Origin of the sequence: Streptomyces sp. NPDC102278 (assembly GCF_044766345.1) — a bacterium.
Taxonomy (GTDB): Bacteria; Actinomycetota; Actinomycetes; order Streptomycetales; family Streptomycetaceae; genus Streptomyces.
This window is the reverse complement of record NZ_JBIWLV010000026.1, coordinates 1-23,981: the sequence shown is the minus strand read 5'-3', so window position 1 is coordinate 23,981 and position 23,981 is coordinate 1. Positions and strand designations below refer to the sequence as shown.

Genomic DNA, 23,981 nt, shown 5'->3' with positions numbered 1-23,981 from the left:
TTCTAGTAGTTGGTGGCGTCGCGGACGGTGTCGGCGTCCAGGGGGACCAGGAAGGTCCGGTTGAAGGCCATCACGTCGGTGTCCGTCTGGTTGCGCGCGATGGTGTGGCAGGTGATGACGCCGTTGCCGGGGCTGCTCTCCGAGGGGCGGCGGGTGAGGATCCTGGTTTCGGCGTAGAGGGTGTCACCGATGTGGACGGGTGCGGTGAAGCGGACGCGGTCGACGGCGAGGTTGGCGGTGGTCAAGCCGCTGATGCTGCGGACGGTCATGCCGGCGACGAGGTTGAGGGTGACGCCGGAGCAGACCAGGATCCGGCCCCACTGGGTCTGGCTGCTGTAGTGGGCGTCGGTGTGGATGGGGGCGACGTTGCCGCTCAGGGCGGCGCCGAGGAGGCTGTCGAGTTCGGTGACGGTCCGGCCGGGCCGGTGCTCGACGACCAGGCCGGGGGTGAGCTCGCCGTAGGAGAGGCCGACGCTCTCGCGGATCCGGTCGTCGCTGATGGCGCGGTATCCGTGGGGCAGCGAGGTGCTCATGAGATCCGGTCCGCTTCGGCGACCAGCGCGCGGGCTGCGTTGAAGAAGGGGGTGCCGCGCATGTGGCCGTCGACGGTGGTGACCGAGCCGCCGCTGGCGTCGGCGGCCGCGACGATGGCGCGGGCCTCGGCGATCTCCTGGGCGGTGGGGGTGAAGACGTCGTCGATCACCTTCACGTGACGGGGGTGCACGCAGCCCTTGCCGTAGAAGCCGAGTTCCTTGGCGCGTTCGGCGTCGCGACGCAGGGCGTTGGGGTCGTCGATTTCCCAGGTGGGGGCGTCGATGGCGGGGATGTTCGCGGCGGTGGCGGCGTTGATGAGGGTCGAGCGGGCGTAGCGCAGGGAGTCCCAGTCCAGGGCGCAGCGGACGGAGGCGGCGTAGTCGGCGGAGCCGAAGATGACGCCGCCCAGTCGGGGCGCGTGCGTGATCTCGGGGAGCGCGTTCAGGGCACGGGGGGTTTCGATCAGGGCCCAGATGTCGGGGGTGTAGCCGTCGGCGTCCAGGGCGGCGGCCACGAGCTCGACGTCGCGGGCGGATTCCACCTTGGGGACCACGATCAGGTCGGGGCGGGAGGCGTAGGCGGCGAGGGCGACGAGGTCCTTGATGCCGTCGCGGGTGGTGAGACTGTTCATGCGGATCCCGAGCGTGCACGGCGGGTCGGGGAGCGCGAAGAAGGCTTCGGAGGCGGTGCGGGCGGTCTCCTTGTCGGCCAGGGCGACGGAGTCCTCGATGTCGACGACGGCGACGGAGGCCCCGGAGGATCGGGCGGTCTCGAAGCGGTCGGTGCGCAGGCCGGGGGTGATGATCCAGGCCCGTCCGGGCCGGCGGCTGCTGTCGGTCATGGGTGGTCTACCTTCCGGTGCGCTTGCTGGTGATGAGCAGGTCGAGCTGGCCGAGGGTGGCGGCGCTCGTGATGTCGCTGTCCGTGACGTCGATGCCGTACCGGTCGGTGAGGAGGACCGAGAGCTCGACGATGGCGAGGGAGTCGAAGCCGGCGTGGTCGAGGCTGGCGTCGTCGGTCAGCTGGTCGGCGGGCAGCCCCAGGTCGTCGGTCAGGATGCGGGCGAGGTCGCCGGTCATGCCGGGACTCCTTCCAGGCGGCGGGCCCGGGTGAGGTTGGGCCAGGTGAGGGTGAGGGCGCCCCAGGTCAGCCCGGCGCCGAACGCGGTGAGCAGCGTGCGGTGTCCGGGCTTGAGGTGTCCGTCGGACGAGGCGCGGTCCAGCAGCAGGGGGATGGAGGCCGCGCCGGTGTTGCCGACCTCGGCCACGTTGCCGAGCTGTCGGTCGGCGGGGACGCCGAGCTGGCGGGCGACGAAGCCCGTGATGCGGCTGTTGGCCTGGTGCGGGACCAGCCGGTCGACGTCACCGAGGTCCCATCCGGCGGCGTTGGCGGCCTGCCGGGAGGCGGTGGCCATGCGGTCGACGGCGTGGCGGAAGACGACGGCTCCGTCCATGTGGAGGGCGCCGGGCCGGTCGGCGCGGATCAGGTCCGCGCCGGTGCCGTCGCTGCCCAGCACGACCGGGCCGAGCGCCCCCGGCTCGTCGCGGGTGCCGCGCCGCAGGAGCAGGGCGCCGGCGCCGTCGCCGAACAGGGGAACGGTGGTGCGGTCGTCGAAGCGAGGGAGACTGGCCAGGCGGTCCACCCCGATGACGAGGACCGTCCGCGCGGTTCCGGCGGCGATGAGCCCGGCGCCGGCGGCCAGGGCGTAGAGGAAGCCGGTGCAGCCGGCGGCCAGGTCGAACGCGGGGATCCCGATGAGGCCCAGGCGCGTGGCGACGGTGGGCGCGGTGGCCGGGCAACAGCGGTCCGGCGTGGTCGTGGCGAGGACCAAGGCGTCCGCGCTCTCCGGCTCGTTACTGGTCAGGGCCTGCGTGGCGGCCCGGACGGCGAGGTCGGCGGTGGACTGATCCGCACCGGCGACGTGCCTGCGGGTAATGCCGGTCCGCGAGCGGATCCACTCGTCAGTGGTGTCCAGGCGCGCGGTCAGGTCCTCGTTGGAGACGACGGACGCAGGGAGCGCGGAGCCGACCGCGGCCACCACGGCGGCCCGGGTCATCGGCTGGCCGCCTTGAGCTGCCGGGCGACATCACCGATCAAGTCTTCCTGCCCCGCGACGATCTGCCGCTCCCCGAGGGCGAGGAACAGGTCGATGGCGTCGACGCCTTCAGCGCGGGCGGCTTCCAGGACGGGGCGCTTGAACCCGGAGAACACCCCGGCCAGCCCGCCGGCGACCGCGATGGAGTCGATGGAGGGCGGGGCCTTCATCAGGTGGTCGGCGGCGACGTCGGCGGCGGACAGGATCTCGCGCAGGCCGATCCCGGTGTCGAAGCCGCGCCGGTCGAGGACGGCCACGAGGGCTTCGAGCTGAGTGTTGCCCGCTCCGGCACCGAACCCGCGGGCGGTCGCGTCGATGACGGACGCCCCCGCGTCCACGGCGGCCAGCGAGTTCGCCACGGCCAGGCCCAGGTTGTTGTGGCCGTGGAAGATGACCGGGACGTCCACAGCCGAGGCGATGGCGTGGATCCGCTCGGCGACGTCGCCGGGGAGGTAGTGGCCGGCGGAGTCCATGATGCCGACGGCCTGCGCGCCGTACTTCACCATGAGGGCGCACTGCTCGGCGAGGCGTTCGGGGCTGGCCATGTGGCTCATGAGCAGGACGCCTTGCGCTTCGGCGCCGATGTCGCGGGCGGTTCCGAGGTGGCGTTCGGTGACGTCGGCCTCGGTGCAGTGCGCGGCGATGCGTACGACGTCGGCGCCGAGGTGGACGGCGGCCGTCAGGTCCTCGGAGGTGCCCCAGCCGGGGGCCATGAAGACACCCATCTTCGAGGAGGTGAGGGCTTCGCGGACGGTGGTGAGCATCGTGGTGTCGTCGAGGAGGGCGCGGCCGATCTGGAGGCTGGAGGCGCCCAGACCGTTGCCGTGGCCGACTTCCACGACCGGCACCCGGGCGGCGTTCGCGGCGGTGGCGTAGGCGCGGAGCTGGTCGGCGTCGAGCTGGTGGCCGACCGCGTGGTGCCCGTCGCGCAGGGTCGGGTCGTGGATCACGACGGGGGGCCGGGGATCGTTCGGCGTGCTGGTCACGGGCGTGGTTCCCTTCATCGGGAGGCTGCGGACTGCTCGGCGAGCAGGACGGCAGCGGCGTTGATGATGTCGACGCTTCCGGCGTGCCGGGGCAGGTGGCGGCCGGAGGGGGTCACTTCCACCACGACCTGGATCCGGCTGGGGTCCACCGCGAGGGACGTCACCTTGAACCCGGGCACGTACGCGCGGACGGCGTCGGCGGCGGCCGCGATGCTCGTCCGCACCGGCGCCGGGCGGAAGTTGTCGGCCAGGACGGTCATGGCCACCCGGAACGGCGGGGCGGGCCGGGCGGGGGAGATGTTCACCATCACCTTCGCCTCCCGGGTGCCGGTGCAGGACCGGATCGCGGCCGAGGTGGTGGCGATGTACTGGTCGAGGTTGAGGCGCGTGGCCGGCCCGGCGCTCGCGCTCGCTCCCGTAGAGACCACCTCGATGTAGGCCGGGGTGCAGCGCTGGGCGATGGCGTGGAGGATCGGGATGGAGGCTTGCCCGCCGCAGCTGACGAGGTTGAGGTGCCGGTGAGCCGCCGAGCTGTGCCCCGTGACCCCCGGCACGGTGACCGTGCCCAGACCCGTGGGGGTCAGGTCGACCAAGGTGGTGCCGGTCGGAGCCAGCGCCGCCCAGTGCTCGGCGTGGCTCTCGGCGTTGGTGGCGTCGAAGACGACGTCGAATGCCCCCGCTTCCACTACGGCACGGACACCGCCCGCGGCCGTCGGGTAGCCCATCTGTGCCACCCGGCGCAGGCCCAGACTGTCGCGGCTGCGGCCAGCCACCAGGGCCAGCTCCAGCGACGACGACCGGGCGATCTTGCCCGCGAGGTCGACCCCGATCAGACCCGCGCCGAGTACGGCGACGCGCCTTCGTTTCTCAGCAGCCATCGGCCGCTCCTTCGTTGAGAGGAGAAGGGAGGATGCGCAGAGCAGTGGTGCCGCCCGGCTGTTACCGGACGCGCAGCTCGACCGGCGGCAGGTGCGGCGACTGGGCGCGGACCGTGCTTCCGGCCGCCAGCGGGAGGCTCGCGTGCACGGCGCCGGACAGAACCAACTGACCGGCCCGCAGACCTTCGCCGAAGCGGTGCAGCCGTCCGGCGAGCCAAACCAGGACGAGCAGCGGGTCCCCCAGGACCGCCCGGCCCTCGCCCGTGGCGACGGCCGTGCCGTTGACGCTCACGACGAGCGGCTCGGCCTCCAGCTCCAGGCCCGCGTCCATGGGCACCGGGGGGCCGGTGACCACCCGCCCGCAGGACGCGTTGTCAGCGATGCTGTCCGCGATGGTGATCTGCCAGCCGGTGAACCGGGTGTCGATCACCTCCAAGGCGAGGAACACCTCCTTCACCGCCTCCCGCGCCTCTTCCAGGGCGACGCCGGGCCCGTACAGGTCGCTGCCGAGCCGGAAGGCCAGTTCCGCCTCCACCCGCGGCTGCATCAGCACGGAGCGGTGCACGGTGCTGCCGGTGGGCAGCACCATGTCGTCCAGGAGGACACCGGAATCCGGCTCGTCGACCCCCGCCTGTTCCTGGATGGCCTTGGAGGTGGCGCCAGCCTTGTACCCGACGACCTTGGCACCGCCCGCCACGTGCCGGGCCACGGTGGCCGCCTGGATGCGGTAGGCGGTCTCCAGCGGCAGGCCGGGCCGGCGCCAGGTCAGCGGCTCGACCGGCACGTTCTCGTACCCCGCAGCCAGCAGCGCCGCCGCAGTGGCGGCGATCCAGCGGTCATCAGGCTCATCCATGAAGATCCCTCCCAGGGCATGGGGCATGGAGCATCCGTAGGGCTCGCAGACGTGGGCGCGGGAGCAGATCCGGGGCGGCGTCAATACGGATGCCGGCCGCCGGACTCGGGCCTGATGAAGAGTCAACCGCCGGGAGCCGTACAGCGGTACGGTGGCGGGCAGGCCAAGCGGTATATCGCGTATATCCCAGGCAGGTGCCATGACCACGCGCACGCCGAACGACCAGCTCAGGGCCCTCGTTGCGGAATCCGACCTCACCTACGAGGCGCTGGCCAAGGCGGTCTGCGCCGTCGCGGCCGAGTGCGGCACACGCTTACGCACGAACAAGTCGAACGTCGAGCACTGGCTCTCGGGCTCGGCCCCCCGCGGGGACACCCCCCGCTTGCTCGCGGTCGCCCTCTCCCGGCGCCTGGGCCGCCTGCTGACCCCCGCCGACCTCGGACTGCCCTCCACAGCCGAGGCCGAAAGTGACACCATCGGACTGTCCCTCGGGATCGACCCGCTGGACGCCCTGCTGCCCATGTGGAGGTACGAGTTGGACCGCCGCCGCTTCCTGACGGCCTCCGCCTACTCCGTGGCCGCCGCCGCCCTGCCCCTCCACCACGTCCAGGACATCGCCGCCCGCACCGCCGCAGCACGCACCGGCCACACCGTTGGCATGGCCGAGGTCGCCGCCGTCCGCGACATGATCACCGCGTTCTCCGAAATGGACGAACGTCACGGCGGACAGCACGGCCGCAGCGCGCTCGTCACCTACCTCCGCGACGACGTCGCCCCGCTGTGCCGCGCCCGGTTCCGTACCGACGAGGTCCGACAGCACATGCTCTCTGCCGCCAGCCGCGGCGTGCACCTGCTCGGCTGGAAGTCCTACGACGCCGGCCAGCAAGGACTGGCCCAGCGCTACTACCTCCAGTCCTATGCCCTGGCCACCGAATCGGGCCTGCGCGGGCACGACGGTTTCGTAATGCGCACCATGGCCATGCAGGGCCTCAAACTCCACCGCCCCGAGCACTGCCTGGGCCTCGCGGAGACCGGCCTGAACCGGGCCAAAGGCCACGTCGACGCCCAGACCGAAGCCCTCTTCCGCGTCGTCCACGCCCACACCCTCGCCAAGAGCGGCAAACACCGCGCCGCCCTGGCCGCCGCCGAACACGCCCGCACCCTGCTGACCAGCGCACCCGGGGACGAGGTGCCGTTTTGGGCGCTGGCCTGGGGGCCGCCGGCCGCATCCGTGTACTCCCGCACCGCCAAGGTCCACGAGACCATCGGCGACCACCGCGCCGCCGCCGAGCAGTACGGGCTGGCCGCCACAGCACGCCCGTCGTCCACCTACGCGCGGATCGTCGCTCTGGACCTGGTCGCGGGCGCCGAGATGCACCTCAAGCGCGGCAGCATCGAGCAGGCGTGCGCCACCTGGCACCGGGCCATCGACCACATGGGCGGCGTCCGCTCCGTACGGACCCGCAAGGCCGTCTCCCGGATGCGCGGCGACCTCGCGCGCTTCCGGGCCCGGGGTCTGCGATGCGTGACCGAGCTCGACGAACGCGGCCGCGAGTTCCTCGCCGGTACCTGAGCCGCGCGTCGGCCTTCAGACCTCGTCGGCGAAGCGTCGGACGATGGGCTCCAGGTAGTCCGCGTGAGGTCCGGCCAGGCCGCCCAACTCCTGCGGCGAGCTGACCAGAGCGATGTCGTCGAGCTCGGGCTCACGCCCCTGAGCGCGCTCGGCAGCCACGGCGTCGGCAAAGGCGGCACGCACTGCGGGTTCCGCAAGAGCTGGCGCAAGGTAGGTCAGGCCCACGCTGCCGTTCTCCCCGCGGGTAACAGCCCACAACCTCAACGCCTCTGCGCCGGCATCGAGCCCCAGCTCCTCGGCCAGTTCCCGCGCGGCCTGACCCGCCAACGCTGCCTCCTCCAGCCGCTCCCCGTCCTGTGGCGGTTCCACAGATCCCCCAGGCAGCTGCCAGCGGCCAGGCGCAGCCGTGGAAGACGACATCCTGGCAACCAGCACGCGGCCGCCGTCGGTCGGCTGAACTACATTCACGAACAACGAGGGCAGCGCCGTTGCGCCGGGAACACGGCGGAGGGCGTAATGCCGGTAGGTGACCCGCACCCAGGACAAACTCAGGACGCGCGGCCCTGCGTGCTGCAGTTCAGCGCAGGCCACCACGGGTCCGTCGAAGAGAGCCGGGTTGGCCTGGACCGCCTTCTCCCACACGCGATCTCTGGCCGCCTGATCCGAGGATGACAGGCGCGGCTCCTCCGCTTCGGTGAGCTGGAGTCGTTCGACATCGAAGACGCCAACAACGGGCGGCAGCATCTCGGGCACCCATTCATCGTAGAACCCTGACGCTTGTACCTTCGCAGATTCGGCATAAGCCGACGGGCCCGGTGAGAGCGACCATGGTCGTCATTCGCGCGCGGACGTGCGCCCCGGGGCGTGCCGCCGATCGGGCGGGCGACCACCCGCGGAGCACCGCTCGTCAGCGCTCCGGCCTCCATCCGGTCAAGGGCACGGACGCGGTGGACTTCCGTACGGTGCAGGCTGTTTGCCTGTGGGCAAGAGGCCGTGGCGAGGATGGCCGACCAGTGCGTTGTGGTGCCCGTCCCCGGCTGCTCGACCTGTCCAGGGTGGTTCAGCCGGGGACGGCGACCCGGTCCGGCTGATGCTGTCCTGGTGGCGGGTCCGGGGTTTCAGCCGGTGACAGCGCGGGCCAGGGGCGCCGCGCTGCCACCGGAGCTCAAAGGGTAGGGCGCGTGCGGGATCCCCAGCGGCAGGCCCGCGATTCGGTGGTGCGGGCTGCCGGTCCGGAGGTGACGGCGTACGCCGTGTCGTTGGCCGGCCTGCGGGGCGGCTGTACTTCGGCGGGTGCATGTTCCGGGACGGTGATCGAGGGGACGGTGGCACCGTCGGCCTGGTCGGCGCAGGAGAGCGCCAGGACGGCCAAGCCAAGCACGTTGCCTGTCGTCAGCAGCAGTCCCGCGATCACGTTCCCGTCCGGCCGGGCGTGCCGACGCTTGCGGGGCGGGTTGAGGTGGGTGGGGCCGCGTAACTCGCCCCTGGCTTTGTTCACGACTTCCGGTTCTGGTCCAACTTCTGTGGTGTGCCTACTCCCTGTGAGCGTTGATCTTGCTGGCCCGCTCCGCGAGGTCGTCTGGAAAACGATGGTGCCGGCCTCGTCCGGGCTGATGGTTCTGGGCTGTGCGCGAGGTACTGCTCCGGCTGGAAGAGCTGCTCTTCCTGTCGGCTCCGGAGATCAGGGTGGTGTCGGTGCAGGACGACGGAGGGTGGTCCGAGTCGGTGTGCGATGTCGGACGGCCAAGGCTCGGTGTCCGGGCTGCGGTCACTGGTCGGGACGGGTGCACGGGTCCTACCTTCGGTTCCCCGCTGACCTCCCGGTGGTGGGACGGCGGGTGGTGCTGTGTCTTCGTGTCCGGCGCTTCATGTGCGAAGACCTCGCCTGCGGGCGGCGGACGTTCGTCGAGCAAGTCGCCGGCCTGACCCGGCGGTACAGCCAGCGAACCGAACGAATGCGGTCAGTGCTGGCCGAGGTCGGCCTCGCGTTGGCCGGCCGTGCCGGTGCCCGACTGGCCGACGTCTTAGGGGCGAGGGTCAGCCGGAATACGGTCCTGCGGCTGGTCGACGCCCTCCCGGAGCCCCAGCCACAGGTCCCGCGCGTGGTCGGCGTGTACGAGTACGCGATGCGCAGGGGCCGTGTCTACGGGACCGTGCTAGTCGACGTCGAGACCCGCAGGCCGGTGGACCTGCTGCCGGATCGAGAGGCGGGCACTGTCGCGGCCTGGCTGGCCGAGCGCCCGGGGATCGAGGTTGTCTGCCGCGACCGCGCTCCATTCTTCGCCGAGGGCGCCAGCATCGGGGCGCCCACCGCGGTCCAGGTCGCCGACCGGTTCCACCTGTGCGCAACCTCGGCGAAGCGGCCGAGCGGTGTGTCTCCCAGCACCGCTCGTGCCTCCGCGCGTCCTTCACCGAGTCGGCGCCGGAGAAGGTTCCGTTTCTGGCACTGGCCGAGAAAGGGTCGCCATGGCCCACCGGGCACCGGTTCGCCGACCGTACTCGCGCCAAGCACGCCGCCGTCCACGCGCTGCTGGCCGCCGGCCACAGCCGACGCTCGGTCCAGCGCCAGCTCGGCATGACCTACCGCACCGTCCAACGGCTGGCCGACGCCGCAAGGCCGGAAGACCTGTTCCAGGGGCAGTGGCAGAACCGCCAGACCAAGCTCGACGACTTCAAGCCGTACCTGCAGGAGCGATGGGCAGAGGGCTGCACGAACGCCTGGAACCTCTGGGGAGAGATCAAGACGCACGGCTACACCGGCGGCTACGGAGCCGTCCGTGCCTACCTCCAGCCGTTTCGCACATCCCCGACCGCACCTGCAGCCCGTCCTCCGTCCCCACGCACGGTCACCGGATGGATCCTGACTCACCCCGACACCCTGCCGGAGAGCGAGTATCTGAAGCTCAAATCCGTCCTCGCCGACTGCCCCGAACTGGATGCCCTCACCGGGCACGTCCGCGCTTTCGGAAAGATGCTCACCCAGCTCCAGGGCGACCAACTCCCGCAATGGATCGGGGCGGTTCGGGCCGACGACCTTCCCAGCCTCCACACCTTCGTCAACGGCCTCGAACGGGACCTCGCCGCCGTCACCGCCTGCCTCACGCTGCCCAGGAACTCCGGCATCGTCGAAGGTCACGTCAACCGGATCAAAATGATCAAGCGCCAGATGTACGGCCGGGCCGGCTTCGGCCTGCTGCGGAAGCGAGTCCTCCTTGCCTGACCGCTCTGTCGCTCGATGAGCGGGATCCGTCAGCGATCGCAAACGGCACGAGATCCAGGCCCAGCTTGCTCCGGCAGGAGTCGACGGCCCGTGTGACCCAGGCGGTCACGGCGTCGCGATCTGCCGCGATCGCGTGAAGATCACGTGCCTTCTCCTGGGCTTCGACCATCCACGGGGCCAGCGCGTCCTCTCGAAGGACTCGTTCGAAGTGATCGCGGGCCGTGTCCGGGTCCCCAACCAGAGCGGCTGCGATCCCAGAGTCGAAGCTGTCCCAGAGGAATCCCCGCCGCACTGGCCTGGACGTCAGGTGCCGGGCGATGTCCGGCAGAGCCTGGAATTGCTCCCTCAGCGCGGTCACGTTCGCAGCCGCCTGCCGGCTGAGGTCCAGTGCCAGCGGCGTGAACTGCTCTTCGGTGCGAAACAGCTCGGAGCCCACTCGGACTGCGTCTACGTGAAAGGCAAGGTGGTCGACGTCGTGCCACAGCCACATTGCACCGACGTACAGTCCGCTGCCGGCAATCCGCGGCGGGGTGAACTCCACAACCCCGAGCCACCATCCGTGATCATCAATCCACAGCCGCGACCGTCCGCGCTGGGCCAGGCCGAGCGGTTTCAGGGAATCTCGCGCGGCTGAGGTGATGATCCGGAGCACCGGACTGCGATCTGCCATGACCGGCATTATCGACTGTCCCACCGACACGCCGTCAGTCGTGGTGGCACATCATCATCGCAGACCTGTTCACCAACACTGAACGTCGCCGCTCCACAGAAGTTGGACCAGAACCGGAAGTCGTGAACAAAGCCAGGGGTGGAAGCCGCGAAATGTCACGCAGGCCCTCCAAGAACTTTCAGAGACCCCATCGGACAGCACGCCGACTCGCAGACCGACCGACAACCCCACGAACCTGAACCGCACCCTCACACCGTCCGACAGCCGGACCCGCAACCGCCCAGACCCAAGCCCGACGAACCGAACCATCCGGCAACCGCCCAGACACAGACTGAAGAACCGATGACCGACCCCAACAACCAAACCCAAACCCACATACAAGTAAGTCCGGCCAGTCACCGGCCGCGATACCGGGTCTGACCAGGGACGACACCGAGGGGGCGTTCTCCCCGCTTCCCCCCATGTCTCCCCCCATGGTTCCCCCCTTGTTTCCCCCGATGTCTCCCCCCTTGTTTCCCCCCATGTGTACCGGGGCGTCAGCCGGCGCCGACGACCTGGAGTTCACCGATCGCCAGGCTGGTGGAACTCGCGCGGGTGACCGTCAGCCTCCCGCTCTGGCCCGCGCCCTCCCACTGGACGTCCCACGTGCTGGTGGCGGTCACCGGGTACCGGCCGCCCGGCGCCGTCGCGCTCGTGCGGGTGTACATGTGCCCGCACGTCGGGGACGGATCCTTGCCGAACCGCAGCTCGTACGGCGTCCCCGGGCCGGCGCACGGGACGGTCGCCCATCGAATCCGGGACCGAAATTGCGATCCTCGATCGCTGTGCAGGATGCATCCGTCGACGCCTTCACGCCGGGCAACGGCGTTGTCCAGGGCGGCCACAGCCAGGCGGGACTTCATCCGTGCGTCGATGGAGTAGCCCACGATCCTCCTATTGAGACCATGTCCTATGTGGTGAGGCGCATGAGCCGCTTGTAGCAGCAGATGGCGGCGGCGAGGCCGAGAAAGGCCAGGTAGTTGCGGGGATGCCGTTCGTGGCGGTGGTTGAGTCGGCGGTAGCCGGTCAGCCAGGACATGGTCCGCTCGATCACCCAGCGGCGCCGCCCGAGTCGCTCTGATGGCTCGATGCCCTTGCGTGCGATACGGGCCCCGATCCGCTTCCCTCGAAGCTATTTCCGCAGCTCAGGTATGTCGTAGGCCTTGTCGGCATGCAGACGCTGCGGCTTGAAGTGGCGGCCGCGGTGGGGGTCGTGTCTCGTTTGGTGACCGAGCACCATGGGCTTCAGAGCCTGGCTGTCGTGGGTGTTGCCCGCGGAAAGGCCGACGACGAGGGGCAGCCCGTTCGCGTCCGACAGGACGTGCATCTTGGAGCCCGGCTTGCCCCGGTCAACGGGGCTCGGACCTGTGAGTTCGCCTCCTTTTTCGCCCGGACGTGGGCGGAGTCGAGGACTGCGCGGGACAGGTCGAGCAAGCCGGCATCGTCCAGGCGGTGCAGGATCTCCTCGTGCAGCCGGCCCCACACTCCCGCCCTCGACCAGATCAGGAACCGGCGGTGGGCCGTCGACTTCGATATCCCGAAGCATGGCGGCAGGGCCCGCCAGGCGCAGCCGCTGACCAGGACGTAGACGATCGCCGCGAACAGCGTCTCATCAGGCGTGCCTTGCGTTCCGCCGCCCTGCCGCCGCACCCTCGACGGCGGGATCAGCGGCTCCGCGATCTCCCACAACCCGTCCGGAACAATCCAACTCCAAGTACCCCGCCCCATGAGGCGGTCAACGACACTTCACCACATAGGACACGGTCTTAGGGTCGTTGTAGTCCACGAACTGCAGGTCGTTGACCGTGGTCGCCGAGTCCGGGGCGAGCCTGATCTTGTGGCCGGGGTACTGCCATGCCTTGAGGGCGTGCTTGTACGCGTCGGCGTAGGCGGTGTCGGCCGTCCATCTGATCTCGCCGTCGTCCACCGAGCTGTGCGACCTGAATTCGGACTCTCCCCGGACGCATGGCGCGGCAACGACAGCCGGAGGCGGGGCGGGCAGAAGGAGGGCCGCAGCCACCGATAGGCCCGCTAACAGACGCTTCATCCATTCAACGGTAGGGCCCCGCGTGGCGGGGCCGAACGTTTCGTCTGCTCGAGCGGTGAGGTTCGCCAACCTTGGCGGACCCGACGCTCGAACGCATGTCAGGGGCGCTCAACGTGGTGAGGTGAGCGTGGCGGCGTCTACCAACGGTGCCAGACCACTTCGGGGGCGCTGTTTCGCGTGATCGAGTGATCGTCTCCCGCGGCGAAGAACAGGGCCCAGGACACGACGTGGTCGCCGACACGCTGGGCACCAAGTTCGAGTGGGAAGCCGTCGCAGAAGATGTCCCCCGTGGGACTGAACCTCAGGCCGTTGTCGTACTTGATCGCGTGGGCTTCCATCTCCTGCGCGAGCTATGACGGGACACGACCGATGAGCCGGATTCCCTCGCAGGTCACCTGAGGGCCGAGACGACCATGGCATGGACGTAGGCGAGCTCTCCGTCCTCGTGGAAGTAGCACTCCCCCGCCGCCCGGCTCAGCGGAGTGTCCTCCTTGGCGAAGCGCACCGGGTCCCACCCCGGGCCGTGCCCGTCGAGTTCGGCGGTGTACCCCTGAGCGGCCAGGGCCGCGACGGCCGCCTCCTGGCGCATGTCCATGCGCAGCGGGCCTAGGGTCCTCCCGGGAAGGTAGTAGACGTTACGGTGTTCACGCCGGCCCCGGATGCGTGGCCCGTGAGCCGAGTGAGCGATCATCGTGCGATGGATACGGGTATGTGGCCGGTGCTCCCGGACACGAAACGGGATCGGCGGGTCCTCGCCCAGTCACTGCCGAGCTCGGCCCTCTCCTCCATCTCGGCCGGCGCCCGTCCCGAAGGCGGGCTGATAGCCGCGAACTCCCTTTCGCGCGGCGGGACTGCTTGTTCGCAGACCATCTGCCGATGACGCCGTGCGCCACCGCACTGACGACCCGACCGTTGCAGAAGACTCATCAACCGCGCGCCCCGCAGTGGCCGACCATTCCTGTGACCGGCGTGCGTCTCACGGGGTGATCTCTGGGAGTCGGTATTCGTACTTGCGGGGGCGCAGGTCTTCGTCGGCGGGCTCCCAGTCGGTGTAGTGGGAAACGGTTCCCCCGCTGGCCGTGTAGGGGTCGGAGTGGGTCTCGACCCTGATATCGCTCACGACGTAGAGGTCGACCGTGTTGCCCTTGTCCCGCGCGTGGAGGACTTCGTTGATGGTCAGCTCCACACTCGTCGCGGCGCCTGTGGTGCCCTTGACCTCGACGTGGCGTTCCTCATTGGCGCGGGTGCAGCGCAGGTCGTAGGGCTTGCCGAGCTTTTCGACGCTCCAGCCGTCGTTCTGGTAGTGGGTGATGGCCCGTTGTTCGGCGTGCTCCTCGATGGTCTTGCGCTTCTTGGGGTCCGAGATGTAGCCGGCGCCGCGGCGGCGGCGCTGTGGCTTCTTCTTTCCCTCGACCTGGTCGGCGGTGAACCCGGGCGACTGGTCCAGGGGGACGTCTTCGGGTTCGTCGGGGTCGAAGGGGATGCCGGCGAGTTCCAGGAGGCGTTGGGCGGGCATCTGGACGAGCTTGCCCATGCCGCGGTCGGTGCCCGAGCGGCGGATGGCGTCGCTGCCGGCCTCGGTAAGCGGGCCTTCGGGGCCGAGGGGGATGTTGTCGAGCTTGGCGAGGGGTTCGATGCCGAATCGCTGGGGGTACTTCAGACGGCGTTCTGCCTCCTCATCGGGCCAGTGCCAGGCCTCGCCCTTGTAGAAGCCGCCGCGGACCTGGAAGAGGTACAGGGTCGCAGTGTCCTGGAGCCAGTCGGTGAGCTGGACGCGGGGGGAGGCCCCGGTGGCCAGGACTGCGAACTGCGGCTGGGCGCCCTTGTACTCGGGCTTCTCCTCCGGGAAGCCCCAGGAGAGGGTTTCAATGCCGTGGACGAGGTTGCGCTGGGACTCAGTGCTTTGGCCTACGTGGACCATGACGAACGTCGAACTCTTCATACAGGGCATCATAAACAGCTCACTATCGACCAGTCGATAGCTTATGCCATTCTGGTAGCCTCATGATCGACTGGGTGCCCGCAGGTTCAACTCAGAATGTGAGGGCATTCCCTGACGTCTGATCAGGACGGACGGTCGGCGGGGCCGGCTGTGGCACGCCGGCCCCAGCCGGGGAAAACCGCCGGCAATCGCTGGCAGAAGGAATCCGGGGAACGCACATGAGCACCGCAGATACCACGACACCGCACGGCGACATCTCCCTGCCCGCCCCGTTACCGGCCCCTCGCAAGGAGTTCGATACTCCGGCCGGCGTCGCGTGCGCGGCGGCTGGCTCGGTCGGGGAGATCGCCTCGCTAATGGGCAGCCCCGCGTTCATCGGTCGGTGTGTTGCGCGATACCGCGCATCCGGGTTCGGGGAGCCGGACGAAGGCGAGGTGCGGAGCTGGTGTGCGAGCTGGCCGCCCCTGTTCGAAGCCCTGCTGCGGGCCGGGCTGTCGGATCTGCAGGTGTACCTGGAGTACGGGACCCCAGGCGGAGGACGGCGCCTGGACGCCCTGCTGGTCGGCGCGGCACCGGACGGATCCCTCGTCCTGGTGGTCGTCGAGCTCAAGCAGTGGCAGACCTGCCAGATCCTCAACGGCGGCCGGGTCCTGCGCAGCGACGGGCTGGTGACCGCTCATCCCGTCCACCAGGTCGCCGCCTACCGCAGCTTCTTCCAGTACTGGCGCCCCGAGACGGCTCCCCGGCTGGACCTCCGTGCCGTGGTGGTCCTGCACAATGCCAGCGCCGAGCAGGGAGCGGCCCTGGTCTCCGCTGCGGCCGGCTTCGCCGATATCCCCGTATTGACCTCCGACGACCTCGCGGCGCCCCGTGAGGCACTGTCCCGGATGCTGCGCTGCCAGGACGTACGCCCCATGGCCGCGGGGCACGTCGCCACGTTCGAGGCGATCCGCTGGTCGCCGTCGGCTGGCCTCCTCGACCATGTCGGGACCCTCCTCGCGGGGAAGCCCGCCTTCGCCCTGGTCGGCGACCAACAGGACGCCTTCGTCCGTATCCGGGACAAGACCACCTCCATCCTGCGCTCACCGCTCCCCCCGCAAGGCGCGCCGCACGGAACACAGGCTGCCGGCGCGGGCGGGGCGATCATCACCGTCCGCGGTGGGCCCGGCAGCGGCAAGTCGGCGCTCGCAGTCCGCCTCCTGAGCCACTTCATGCACGCCCACCCCCAGGCCGCACCCGCCTTCGTCACCCCCTCGGGTACCCTGCGCGCCCACCTCCTGGACGCCACCTCCGGCCACCCCGGCGCACGCGAACTCTTCCCTCCCGCCTCCAGCCTGCGCAGCACCGCCCAACGCTCGAGGGCCGTCGTCATCGACGAGGCGCAGCGCATGAAGCGCAGCGGCGGACGGATGGCCTCCGAACTCGCCGCGGTCCTCCAGCACGTCCCTCTGGTGGTGGTGTTCCTGGACGAGCGCCAGGTCATCCGCCCCAACGAAGGCGTCACGGTCGAGGAGATCGCCACGTTCGCGCGGGCGACGGGCCGGACCCATCACGCCCTCGAGCTCACCGGGTCGTTCCGCTGTCAGGGCTCGAAGACCTATACCGACTGGGTCGAGGCACTTTTCTACGGAGCGCCGGCTCCCTGGACCGGGCGCGCCGTCTACGACCTCGCCCTGTGCGAGGACCCCCACACACTCCAGGAAGGCGTCGAACGGGCCACCGCCGCCGACCGGAGCGCGCGCATCACCGCCGGGTTCTGCTGGCCATGGACTCCGGCGAAACGCAACGCCAGCACCCTGCCCCAGGACATCCGCATCACCACCACCCCATCCACCGGACAGCCCCGCCTCTGGCAGGCCGCCTGGAACGCCTCCGAGCAACTCACCACCCCCGACGGTGAGCCCCTGGCACCAGCCAGCCAGCTCTGGGCGAGTCACACCGGCGGCCACCAGCAGGTCGGCTGCGTCTACACCGCCCAAGGCCTCGAATACCACCACTCCGCCGTCATCATCGGCCCCGACCTCACCTGGCGCGACAACCAGTGGACAGCCCACCCCGGCGAAAGCCACGACAGCCGCCTGAAAAACCTCACACCCCGCGAATACCTCCCCCTCGCACTCAACACCTACCGCGTCCTCCTCACCCGCGGAACCCACACCACCCACATCCACGCCACAGACCCCGAAACCCACCGCCACCTCACCACCCTCATCAACCCCAGCAGCCCACACCCCGATAACCAACCGTGAACACCCCACCGCCAACAGCAGGCTTCGAGCCAAGCGCAGAACAAGTCCCACACCAACCGATCGAGTTCAGCAGTGCTCCGCGCCCGAAACCGGCGCCGCCCTCCCCGTCCCGCCCATCTGCCTGGGCACCCGATCCGAGACCAGCGGCCGCCTCCAAAACCGTAGAGGTGTTCTTGATCAGCTTGGTCAGCTCGACGACCTTGGGCCCGGATACCGGCACCGTGATCTCGAAGATGCCGTCGTAGAAGCCCTTGATCACATCGAGTGACTCGGCGTCGATTCCGGACACCAGCTTCGGCGTCGTCTCGAACGACCACCCCTTCGTGTTGTTCGGGGCGATGCGCTCGGGGCTGAATCCGGCAAAGAAGTCCACCCCGGCTTCGACGCTCGATGCCGCCTCCAGGATCGGCACCAGCAGTTCCTCGGTGGTGCCCGGATAGGTCGTGGACTCCAGGACGACCGTCGCGCCGCGACTCAGGTGCTCGCCCAGCGTCTGGGCACAGGCCTCGATGTGGCTCAGGTCGGCCACGCCGTCCCGCAGCGGGGTCGGCACGCTGATCCCCGCGATGTCGTAGCCGGCCAGCTCAGCAGCGTCGGCGGTCGCTGAGTAGGCGCCGCTGTTCAGCACCGCGAGCAGCCGGTCGGAGGGTACGTCCTCCACGTGGGACTGGCCGGCGGCAAGCTCTTGGACGCGGTGCGGGTCGGTGTCGTAGCCGATGACACGGTGGCCCACCTCGGCGGCGCGTACGGCCAGTGGCAGCCCTACGTAGCCCTGACCAGCGATAACTGTGTGCATGGCAGCTCCTACTCGGTTGCGGTGCTTGAATGGACCCTCGTTCTTGGTTTGGCAAGGAGAAGCGCTGTGCCCTTGGTGTCTGTCGTGATGCCCGTGTACAACTCGGCCGCCACTCTCGGCGCGGCCGTCCGATCGGTGCTCACACAGACCCACGGCGACCTGGAGTTGCTGGTCACCGACGACAAGTCCACCGACGGCTCCATGGACCTGCTCCGAGAGTTTGCCGAGCAGGACGAGCGTGTCCTGCCTGAGTCGGCACCCGAGCAGGGCGGTGCCGGCCGGGCCCGCAACCGCGCGATCGAGCGGGCCCGCGGGGACTACATCGCTTTCCTGGACAGCGACGACATGTGGCTTCCGGACAAGACCGAGAAGCAGCTCGCCTTCGCCGCGCAGGACAGTGCGCCTTTGACGTTCACCTCGTACTTCAAGATGGACGCAGGCTACGACGGTGAAAGCACCGACTGGGTCCCCAACGGCCGGGTGGTCCGTGCGCGCGAGCACGTGGACTACCGCGCGATGCTGGTCCAGGACCACATCGGCGCTCTCACCGCCATGTACGACCGCAACACCCTGGGCACGAGGCTGATGCCGGAAATGCGCAAGCGCCAGGACTACGCCCTCTGGCTGTCGATCATGCGGGACGGCGCCGACGCCCGCGGCCTGGCTGAGCCGCTCGCGGTATACAGGGCCCACCAGGCGGGATCGCTGTCCTCCAACAAGCTGTCCCTCGTGCAGTACAACTGGGCCCTTTACCGCGAGCACGAGCATCTGTCGGCCCCGCGGGCGGCGCGCGCGCTGGTCGGCGCCGCATGGCAGTCGCTGCGCAACTCGCGCATCTAGCTCCGCGCTCGGGCCCGTGGAGCCCGGTGCGGGGCCGCTTCCAGCGGTGACCGACCAGGTCCCGCTCCGCGGCCGTGCCGCGTGTTCGGCGGCGTGACTCGGGGGCCTGGTTCGGTCGGGCACCGGTGCCGTCGGCCGGCTACCCGGGCGAGCCTTTGCCGGTCTCGCGCGCAGGAACAGCTGGAGGAGCAGCCGCCGGTCGCCGACGGGGACGGTCTCCTGGCCACTGTGGAGCGAGGGCATGGCAGGATCAGGTGCGCAGCGTCAACGCGGGGGATGCCCCTCCCTGGCGTGTGGCGTGACCTGCGCGACTGCGCCCACGACGGCAGCCTCACCACCACGTTCTGGACTCCGTACACCGCCCTGCCGCGGCACGAGGCCGCGTCATGGATCGGGGAACACACCGACACTCGAGGCGGCAAGCGGTACCGCACCTGCGAGCTGTGCGAACCGGACTGGCCGTGCTCACCGACTGCACCTGAGCGGGGGCCCCCGCCGCGTCGCGGCTCACCGCCGAACACCCCGCCACGTGACCGCGGCCGGCATGGAGAACGCCGGGGAGCTCGACGTGACCGACCCGAGGTCGTGGAGTGACGTGGAGACGGCCCGGAGACATGTGGCTTTGTTCACGAGAACGGGCTCTGGCACAACTTCTGTGGGCCTGACGTGAGGTGGCAGGTCCGTGCGTTGCACTACGTCCTGGTTGGCTGCGGTGCCGACGGGATTTGAACCCGCGAGACAGATGGGAGCAGGTCCGCCCCGTCCCCGTCAGTCGCCGTGGGAGGGACCTCGCCCACGGCGATCGCAATAGACCGCTCTGCCACGGCACCACAACCTGCGGAAACGCGCGCACTCCCGCTCCGGGCAAGCGTAGAGACACCGCGCTCTGCGAACGAATCCTTTTCAGGTCGCTGGCTACCGTTGCCGCATCTCCACAGAAGTTGTGCCAGAACCGTTCTCGTGAACAAAGCCAGACATGAGTCGAGCACCCGCCGTGAAGGCGCGAGCGACCGCGAGTCTTGCTGCGCCATCGGTTTTGCGGCATTCCCACCGCTGGACCGCGACCGATCTCTACAGTTGCGCCATGTCCTCTGATGACCTGACCGGGAAGACCCGGGACCTGATGTACGTCGAGTATCCGACCGATACGCGCCTGTCCCAGTCGAGCACTTCCGGGGGGCGCAGCGCTCTGGTACGCGATGAGGACAACGCGCTCGTGACGCATGCCGTGCTCTATCCGGCTGGGGGCGACGCGATATCCGTGGAAGACGTGGTCAAGGTCGTCAAGGTGGTCGCGGCCGTGGGCGTCACAGCGGGCATCGTCTTGGGCGTGGCAGCCACGAAGGCCGCGCCGCACGTGAGGAACGGCTTGGCTGGCCTGCGGTCGAAGCTGAGCCGCAAGTCGCAGGGCGACGTCGAGGCCGCCGCTCATGAGGCCAGTTCGGAGCAGTCCGACCCGGCGATTCAGAAGCGGCAGCCCCCCGCGCCTGTCACCTCTGAGGGATCCCGGCGTCCATGAGGTCATGGAGGCGGGCCGGACAGTCGGCGACACTCCGGCGGGGTCGCCCGCCTGCCAGATCACCTCGACCATGATCTCGGTCTGCCGCCGGGGTGCCCTAGTACGGTGCCGTGGTGTGCTCATACGTCGAGGAGCCCCAGGGCGGAGTCCACCCGGCAGATCGCGCAGGCGCGCGCGATCGAGTCCCGCAGCGCCTCGACGGCCTGAGCGCGCGTGGCCGGGCGGGAGCGGCCCGTACTCGATGACCCGCTCCACCACCGGCGGCCGATGCCGGGCCGCGTCCGCGCGCACCCGCTCCTCAGCCTCCACCGCGGCGATCCGGGCACGGGTCTCATCGAGGAGGGCCGACAGGAGCGTCTCCACCATCCGCAGGCGCTCCAGGTCCGGCGGGAGCCACTTGGGCCCGCCCGCCAGGTCCACGACTACGCCCCTTGCACCAGGTGGGCGCGCTTGAGTCCCATCCGCGCCTCGACCACGTCCTCACGCGCCACCGTCGCCCAAAAGGGGTCAGCCATCACCAGGCCGGCCAGCCGCCTCAGTCGACGCTCGAAGGCCGCCGCCCGCCTGCCCAGGTCTTCGTAGAGTGTCCGATAGACGGGCACGTTCTCGGTGAGTCCGACCGGTTCGCCTCTGGAGTTGCGGCTGATGTCGACGAAGCCAGCATTCTCCAGCACGTCCAGAACCTGTTCGAACGAGCTTGGCGCCAGGTCGAGTTCGCGAACCGCGATGTACTGGAGTGCAGACACGTCCTGGATGATGTTCCGCCCGCGGATCAGTGCAGCCACATCGGCTGCACTGCCGACCAGACGCGTCTTGGTGAGCGGAACCAGCGCCGGTGAGTGAGGGTCCATGTTGCGCAGGCCCTGGTGCACATCCTGGCTTCTGAGGCCGGCCACGTAGTCGTCCATCACCCCCCCCTGCTGGTTAGACTTCTGCACCCCGAGCCAACATAGACCTCCGTGATCTCCGGCGTGCCCTTTGGACGCTTTTCGTTGTGGGTGAGGCAGGTTGGCAGATGAGAGGGACCCCGCCCCAGACCCGCACGGGTGACGAATCCCCATGCGGCGCTTGAGGTCCGCGTACCGTGCAGGGGGTGACGGATGCGACTCGAGAAGACGATCTGTTGGCGGCCCTGCCGACCCTGTCCCGCGTGTTCGGTCTGGGCGAAGTACGGCGCCGGCAGTTCCTCGCCCACGGCTTGATGAACCGCAACTGGCGTCTGGACACAGACTCAGGTGCGTACGCGGTGAAAGAGATCACCGACGTCCCCCTGCCCAAGGTCCGCAGAAACCTCGCTGTCCTCGCTGGCCTAGCCGGGGACGGCATCCCGGCACCCGCGCCGCTGGCTACGGACAGCGGCGATCTCGTGGCGGAGATCGACGGGCATGGCTACTGCGTCCTGCCCTGGGTAGACGGCGAGCACGTAGAGGGGACTGGACTCACTCTTGACCAAGTTCGCGATCTTGGGTGCGTCCTGGCCCGACTCCACGAGTCTCTGGGCCGCCATGCGCCCAGCCCGGTCCCGGAACAGCCCCCGGCAGCGAAGGTCGGAGACCCGGCCAAGGCCGACCAAGCGGCCGTCATCCTGATCGACCGGCTCCGGTCCACCCCAGTGACCGACTTCGCAAAAGCCGCCATGGAGGCCCTGCACGAGCGCCGCGACCTGATCACCCGATACGCCGAAGCCCGGCCGGAGACCGATGTCCCGGCCGGGCCCTTCGGGTGGACGCACGGCGACTTTCAATACCGCAACCTCCTGCGCGACGGCGGCCAAGTGGTGGCGATCCTGGACTGGGACCGGCTTGGCGTGCGCGCATACGGGGAAGAGGTCGCACGGACCGCGCAGGTCCAGTTCGGCATCGGCGGGGTCTTCGACCTCGAGCGCATCGCCGCCTTCTGCGCTGGCTACCGCTCAGTGATCAACCTGTCGGAAGCGGACCTCGCCGACGCGGTCACCCGGCTGTGGTGGAAGCGGATGACCGACTTCTGGCAGCTGGAGTTCTACCTCGACCGCCAAGACCCCACCTTCCGTGTGATGTTCCTGACGGACGAGGCCCTGCTGCACTGGTGGACCGACCGCGCAGACGAGGTCCAGGCCGCCTACGCGGCCCGCTAGGACTTGTTCGGTCGGTCATGCTCGGACCAGACGACGAGGACGGGGCGGCTGCGGCCGTGCTTAGACGGACGTAGCCGCGCTCGTTATCGCACCGCCCTCGTCGCGGCCGACCATGGGGTTAACGGTCGGCTTGGCTGTCAGTTTCCAGCTACAGCTTCACCACAGTCCCAGTTGGACGGTTTGGTTGGACAGGCCGGCTTGAGGGCTGGGGATACTGCCGGTCCGGCTGATCGTGGAAGCCATGTTGAGGGCGCTTCCTGCTTGCGAGATCAGGTGCTCGACGATAGTGATCACCTCGTCGATGCTGATCTCCGTGAGGCTGGCAGTTTCGGTGTGACCCTTGTAGCGCATGAGGCGCCTATCAGCCTGAGTGGTGGCTCCCACCGCACGTACTCGCGGTCGAATTTTCTTCTCCACCTCCGTGGCCTCGGCCCCCGTCGGGAAGGGCCACCACTTCACCTCCTGGTCAAATCCTTGTCGGGCGTGCTCCGCCAGCCGGTTCTGGAGGTTGTTGGCCTTCCCCCACTTGATGAAGCGCGTCTGTGGATTCACAACCAGGTAGACATGTGCTGGCTCCGTCTGCTTGAAGCTTGTGTCGGAGCAGGTTGTACAGCCGCCCTGGTCTCCGTTGCGGACGTCGTTGAGCCTTGGGCCTGGACGGAGTTGGGTTCCGCAGTTCATACACGTGCAGGCCCAAGGGACACTGACCGTCCCCGGGTAGGGGGCATCCGGCTCCAGTAATGCATCCCTCATGCTCTGAACGGTAACAAGCGCGTCCAGCCGTCGAGCGTTCGCCGTGCGTTCCCGCCCACAGCGCGCGCAGACATGACCAAGCTGTCGCACTGCGCTGAGGGTTGTTTTCTCACCCACGTGGCCGCACAGCATGCACTCCATCGGCCATCGGGTATCCGTACCGGGATATGGAGCAAGGGGAAGAAGGTTGTTGACGTGAAGCACAGCGACGGCTTCTTGGGCGTCGCCGCGGTTGCTGTCGCTGATCCGGTCCCTCTTGCACTGCTGGTCGCAGACCCCGACCCCTTCACGCATCGCGTTCGAGTATGTGGGATACACCAGCGCCCCGCACCGGAGGCAGACGGACTCGATCCGCTCCCGGTTGCACTGGTAGTCCCCGATGACGATGAGGCCTTTTGCTTCCAAGGCGCGAACTACGTCCGCGAGAGGCAGTCGGAGGGCTGCGGCTTGCTTCTCCCGGCCGCAGGGTGTGCAGGGCCCTTGGCGCTTCGCGTTGCTCAACGTCGGCTTCCCGGGAGTTCCGCACCTCCTGCAGGTCCCCGGCCATGGCTCGTCGACGCTGCCGGGATACGGCTCTGTCGGCGTCATGCCGTAGCTGATCATCCGCTCCCGAGCGCTCTCAGGAGACAGCCTCCGCGACACGTCAACGACCCCCTCCGAGTCTGTCGTACGGCGGCGACGGTACTCGGCGCCACTGACAACTTACTGAGGATTGCGGGTTGTCGTCGGGTGGTGACGGTTCATGATCCCTGCGCTATGCCGGTGGTATGCGTTATCCGGTGGGTGGGGGTCTGACCGCTGAGCGTCGGGCGTTTCGTGAGGGGATCCGGCTACAGGCCGGCGAGCGGTTCGCGGCGGGTGAGAAGACCGC

At 69.2% G+C, this 23,981-nt stretch carries 25 protein-coding genes, 1 tRNA gene and 3 pseudogenes; 7 read left to right on the top strand and 22 right to left on the bottom strand.

The window, feature by feature from the left end; translation table 11 throughout:
• Positions 1–2: 2 nt before the first annotated feature.
• The 7 genes from ACIRO3_RS34445 to ACIRO3_RS34415 form a co-directional block, all read right to left on the bottom strand.
• Positions 3–533, bottom strand: coding sequence for a MaoC family dehydratase (locus ACIRO3_RS34445; RefSeq protein ID WP_404143402.1), 531 nt, complete (start codon positions 531–533; stop codon positions 3–5).
• Positions 530–1,375: an HpcH/HpaI aldolase/citrate lyase family protein gene (locus ACIRO3_RS34440; protein WP_404143400.1), complete on the bottom strand. Its 846-nt coding sequence runs from the start codon at positions 1,373–1,375 to the stop codon at positions 530–532. The genes ACIRO3_RS34445 and ACIRO3_RS34440 overlap by 4 nt, the downstream gene beginning before the upstream one ends.
• Positions 1,376–1,382: 7 nt before the next feature.
• Complete coding sequence (locus ACIRO3_RS34435) at positions 1,383–1,613, bottom strand: acyl carrier protein (protein WP_404143398.1); 231 nt, start codon at positions 1,611–1,613, stop codon at positions 1,383–1,385.
• A complete protein-coding gene (locus ACIRO3_RS34430) occupies positions 1,610–2,590 on the bottom strand; it encodes a beta-ketoacyl-ACP synthase 3 (RefSeq protein ID WP_404143396.1) in 981 nt (326 codons plus the stop codon). Before ACIRO3_RS34430 ends, ACIRO3_RS34435 begins: the two co-directional genes overlap by 4 nt.
• Entirely contained in the window at positions 2,587–3,615 is a 1,029-nt protein-coding gene (gene dmpG / locus ACIRO3_RS34425) for a 4-hydroxy-2-oxovalerate aldolase (protein ID WP_404143394.1), read from the bottom strand. Before dmpG ends, ACIRO3_RS34430 begins: the two co-directional genes overlap by 4 nt.
• A gap of 14 nt (positions 3,616–3,629) precedes the next feature.
• Entirely contained in the window at positions 3,630–4,493 is an 864-nt protein-coding gene (locus ACIRO3_RS34420; protein WP_404143392.1) for an acetaldehyde dehydrogenase (acetylating), read from the bottom strand.
• A 61-nt stretch (positions 4,494–4,554) separates the two neighbouring features.
• Entirely contained in the window at positions 4,555–5,346 is a 792-nt protein-coding gene (locus tag ACIRO3_RS34415; RefSeq protein ID WP_404143390.1) for a 2-keto-4-pentenoate hydratase, read from the bottom strand.
• A gap of 199 nt (positions 5,347–5,545) precedes the next feature.
• Here ACIRO3_RS34415 and ACIRO3_RS34410 point away from each other — a divergent pair, with 199 nt between their 5' ends.
• The gene (locus ACIRO3_RS34410; protein ID WP_404143388.1) at positions 5,546–6,919 is read left to right on the top strand and encodes a hypothetical protein; all 1,374 of its coding nucleotides are present in this window, start codon (positions 5,546–5,548) and stop codon (positions 6,917–6,919) included.
• Positions 6,920–6,934: 15 nt separating this feature from the next.
• On the opposite strand, the gene ACIRO3_RS34405 is transcribed toward ACIRO3_RS34410, so the two are convergent.
• Positions 6,935–7,663: an NUDIX hydrolase gene (locus ACIRO3_RS34405; protein WP_404143481.1), complete on the bottom strand. Its 729-nt coding sequence runs from the start codon at positions 7,661–7,663 to the stop codon at positions 6,935–6,937.
• Between the two features lie 421 nt (positions 7,664–8,084).
• Positions 8,085–8,417 carry a hypothetical protein gene (locus ACIRO3_RS34400; protein WP_404143386.1) on the bottom strand — a complete coding sequence of 111 codons (333 nt, stop codon included), beginning with the start codon at positions 8,415–8,417 and terminating at the stop codon, positions 8,085–8,087.
• Positions 8,418–8,508: 91 nt separating this feature from the next.
• Between ACIRO3_RS34400 and ACIRO3_RS34395 the strand changes: the two are divergent.
• Both ACIRO3_RS34395 and ACIRO3_RS34390 read left to right on the top strand, forming a co-directional pair.
• Positions 8,509–9,222, top strand: a pseudogene (locus ACIRO3_RS34395) (ISL3 family transposase); the annotation flags it as partial.
• A gap of 38 nt (positions 9,223–9,260) precedes the next feature.
• Entirely contained in the window at positions 9,261–10,139 is an 879-nt protein-coding gene (locus ACIRO3_RS34390) for a transposase (protein WP_404143384.1), read from the top strand.
• Here the strand turns inward: ACIRO3_RS34390 and ACIRO3_RS34385 are convergent.
• From ACIRO3_RS34385 to ACIRO3_RS34350, 8 genes and pseudogenes are all read right to left on the bottom strand, one after another.
• A complete protein-coding gene (locus tag ACIRO3_RS34385) occupies positions 10,075–10,809 on the bottom strand; it encodes a hypothetical protein (protein ID WP_404143382.1) in 735 nt (244 codons plus the stop codon). The two genes, ACIRO3_RS34390 and ACIRO3_RS34385, sit on opposite strands and share 65 nt — an antisense overlap.
• Positions 10,810–11,345: 536 nt before the next feature.
• Positions 11,346–11,516 carry a hypothetical protein gene (locus ACIRO3_RS34380; RefSeq protein WP_404143380.1) on the bottom strand — a complete coding sequence of 57 codons (171 nt, stop codon included), beginning with the start codon at positions 11,514–11,516 and terminating at the stop codon, positions 11,346–11,348.
• An 87-nt stretch (positions 11,517–11,603) separates the two neighbouring features.
• A pseudogene (locus ACIRO3_RS34375) lies at positions 11,604–11,747 on the bottom strand (DDE-type integrase/transposase/recombinase); the annotation flags it as partial.
• Positions 11,748–11,758: 11 nt separating this feature from the next.
• Positions 11,759–12,576: pseudogene (locus ACIRO3_RS34370) on the bottom strand (IS5 family transposase).
• A gap of 7 nt (positions 12,577–12,583) precedes the next feature.
• A complete protein-coding gene (locus ACIRO3_RS34365) occupies positions 12,584–12,775 on the bottom strand; it encodes a hypothetical protein (protein WP_404143378.1) in 192 nt (63 codons plus the stop codon).
• A gap of 257 nt (positions 12,776–13,032) precedes the next feature.
• The gene (locus tag ACIRO3_RS34360) at positions 13,033–13,233 is read right to left on the bottom strand and encodes a hypothetical protein (RefSeq protein WP_404143376.1); all 201 of its coding nucleotides are present in this window, start codon (positions 13,231–13,233) and stop codon (positions 13,033–13,035) included.
• A gap of 53 nt (positions 13,234–13,286) precedes the next feature.
• On the bottom strand, positions 13,287–13,490 hold the full coding sequence (locus ACIRO3_RS34355; protein WP_404143374.1) for a hypothetical protein: 204 nt from the start codon (positions 13,488–13,490) through the stop codon (positions 13,287–13,289).
• 381 nt (positions 13,491–13,871) lie between these two features.
• Positions 13,872–14,837, bottom strand: coding sequence for a DUF3883 domain-containing protein (locus ACIRO3_RS34350; RefSeq protein ID WP_404143372.1), 966 nt, complete (start codon positions 14,835–14,837; stop codon positions 13,872–13,874).
• A 218-nt stretch (positions 14,838–15,055) separates the two neighbouring features.
• Between ACIRO3_RS34350 and ACIRO3_RS34345 the strand changes: the two genes are divergently transcribed.
• Positions 15,056–17,086 (top strand): DNA/RNA helicase domain-containing protein, encoded by a 2,031-nt coding sequence (locus ACIRO3_RS34345; protein ID WP_404143370.1) that lies wholly within the window; start codon positions 15,056–15,058, stop codon positions 17,084–17,086.
• Here the strand turns inward: ACIRO3_RS34345 and ACIRO3_RS34340 are convergent.
• Positions 17,049–17,882 (bottom strand): nucleotide sugar dehydrogenase, encoded by an 834-nt coding sequence (locus ACIRO3_RS34340; RefSeq protein WP_404143368.1) that lies wholly within the window; start codon positions 17,880–17,882, stop codon positions 17,049–17,051. The genes ACIRO3_RS34345 and ACIRO3_RS34340 overlap by 38 nt on opposite strands.
• 66 nt (positions 17,883–17,948) lie before the next feature.
• Here ACIRO3_RS34340 and ACIRO3_RS34335 point away from each other — a divergent pair, with 66 nt between their 5' ends.
• Entirely contained in the window at positions 17,949–18,722 is a 774-nt protein-coding gene (locus ACIRO3_RS34335) for a glycosyltransferase family 2 protein (RefSeq protein ID WP_404143366.1), read from the top strand.
• A gap of 710 nt (positions 18,723–19,432) precedes the next feature.
• On the opposite strand, the gene ACIRO3_RS34330 is transcribed toward ACIRO3_RS34335, so the two are convergent.
• Positions 19,433–19,552, bottom strand: a tRNA-Gly gene (locus ACIRO3_RS34330).
• A gap of 254 nt (positions 19,553–19,806) precedes the next feature.
• Between ACIRO3_RS34330 and ACIRO3_RS34325 the strand changes: the two genes are divergently transcribed.
• Positions 19,807–20,241, top strand: a complete 435-nt coding sequence (locus ACIRO3_RS34325) for a hypothetical protein (RefSeq protein ID WP_404143365.1) — start codon at positions 19,807–19,809, stop codon at positions 20,239–20,241.
• 119 nt (positions 20,242–20,360) lie between these two features.
• Here ACIRO3_RS34325 and ACIRO3_RS34320 read toward each other — a convergent pair whose 3' ends face one another.
• Both ACIRO3_RS34320 and ACIRO3_RS34315 read right to left on the bottom strand, forming a co-directional pair.
• Entirely contained in the window at positions 20,361–20,576 is a 216-nt protein-coding gene (locus ACIRO3_RS34320) for a DUF6233 domain-containing protein (RefSeq protein WP_404143364.1), read from the bottom strand.
• 87 nt (positions 20,577–20,663) lie between these two features.
• On the bottom strand, positions 20,664–21,149 hold the full coding sequence (locus ACIRO3_RS34315; RefSeq protein ID WP_404143362.1) for a hypothetical protein: 486 nt from the start codon (positions 21,147–21,149) through the stop codon (positions 20,664–20,666).
• 185 nt (positions 21,150–21,334) lie between these two features.
• Between ACIRO3_RS34315 and ACIRO3_RS34310 the strand changes: the two genes are divergently transcribed.
• Positions 21,335–22,357 (top strand): phosphotransferase, encoded by a 1,023-nt coding sequence (locus ACIRO3_RS34310; protein WP_404143360.1) that lies wholly within the window; start codon positions 21,335–21,337, stop codon positions 22,355–22,357.
• A 156-nt stretch (positions 22,358–22,513) separates the two neighbouring features.
• On the opposite strand, the gene ACIRO3_RS34305 is transcribed toward ACIRO3_RS34310, so the two are convergent.
• Complete coding sequence (locus ACIRO3_RS34305) at positions 22,514–23,713, bottom strand: hypothetical protein (RefSeq protein ID WP_404143359.1); 1,200 nt, start codon at positions 23,711–23,713, stop codon at positions 22,514–22,516.
• Positions 23,714–23,981: the final 268 nt, after the last annotated feature.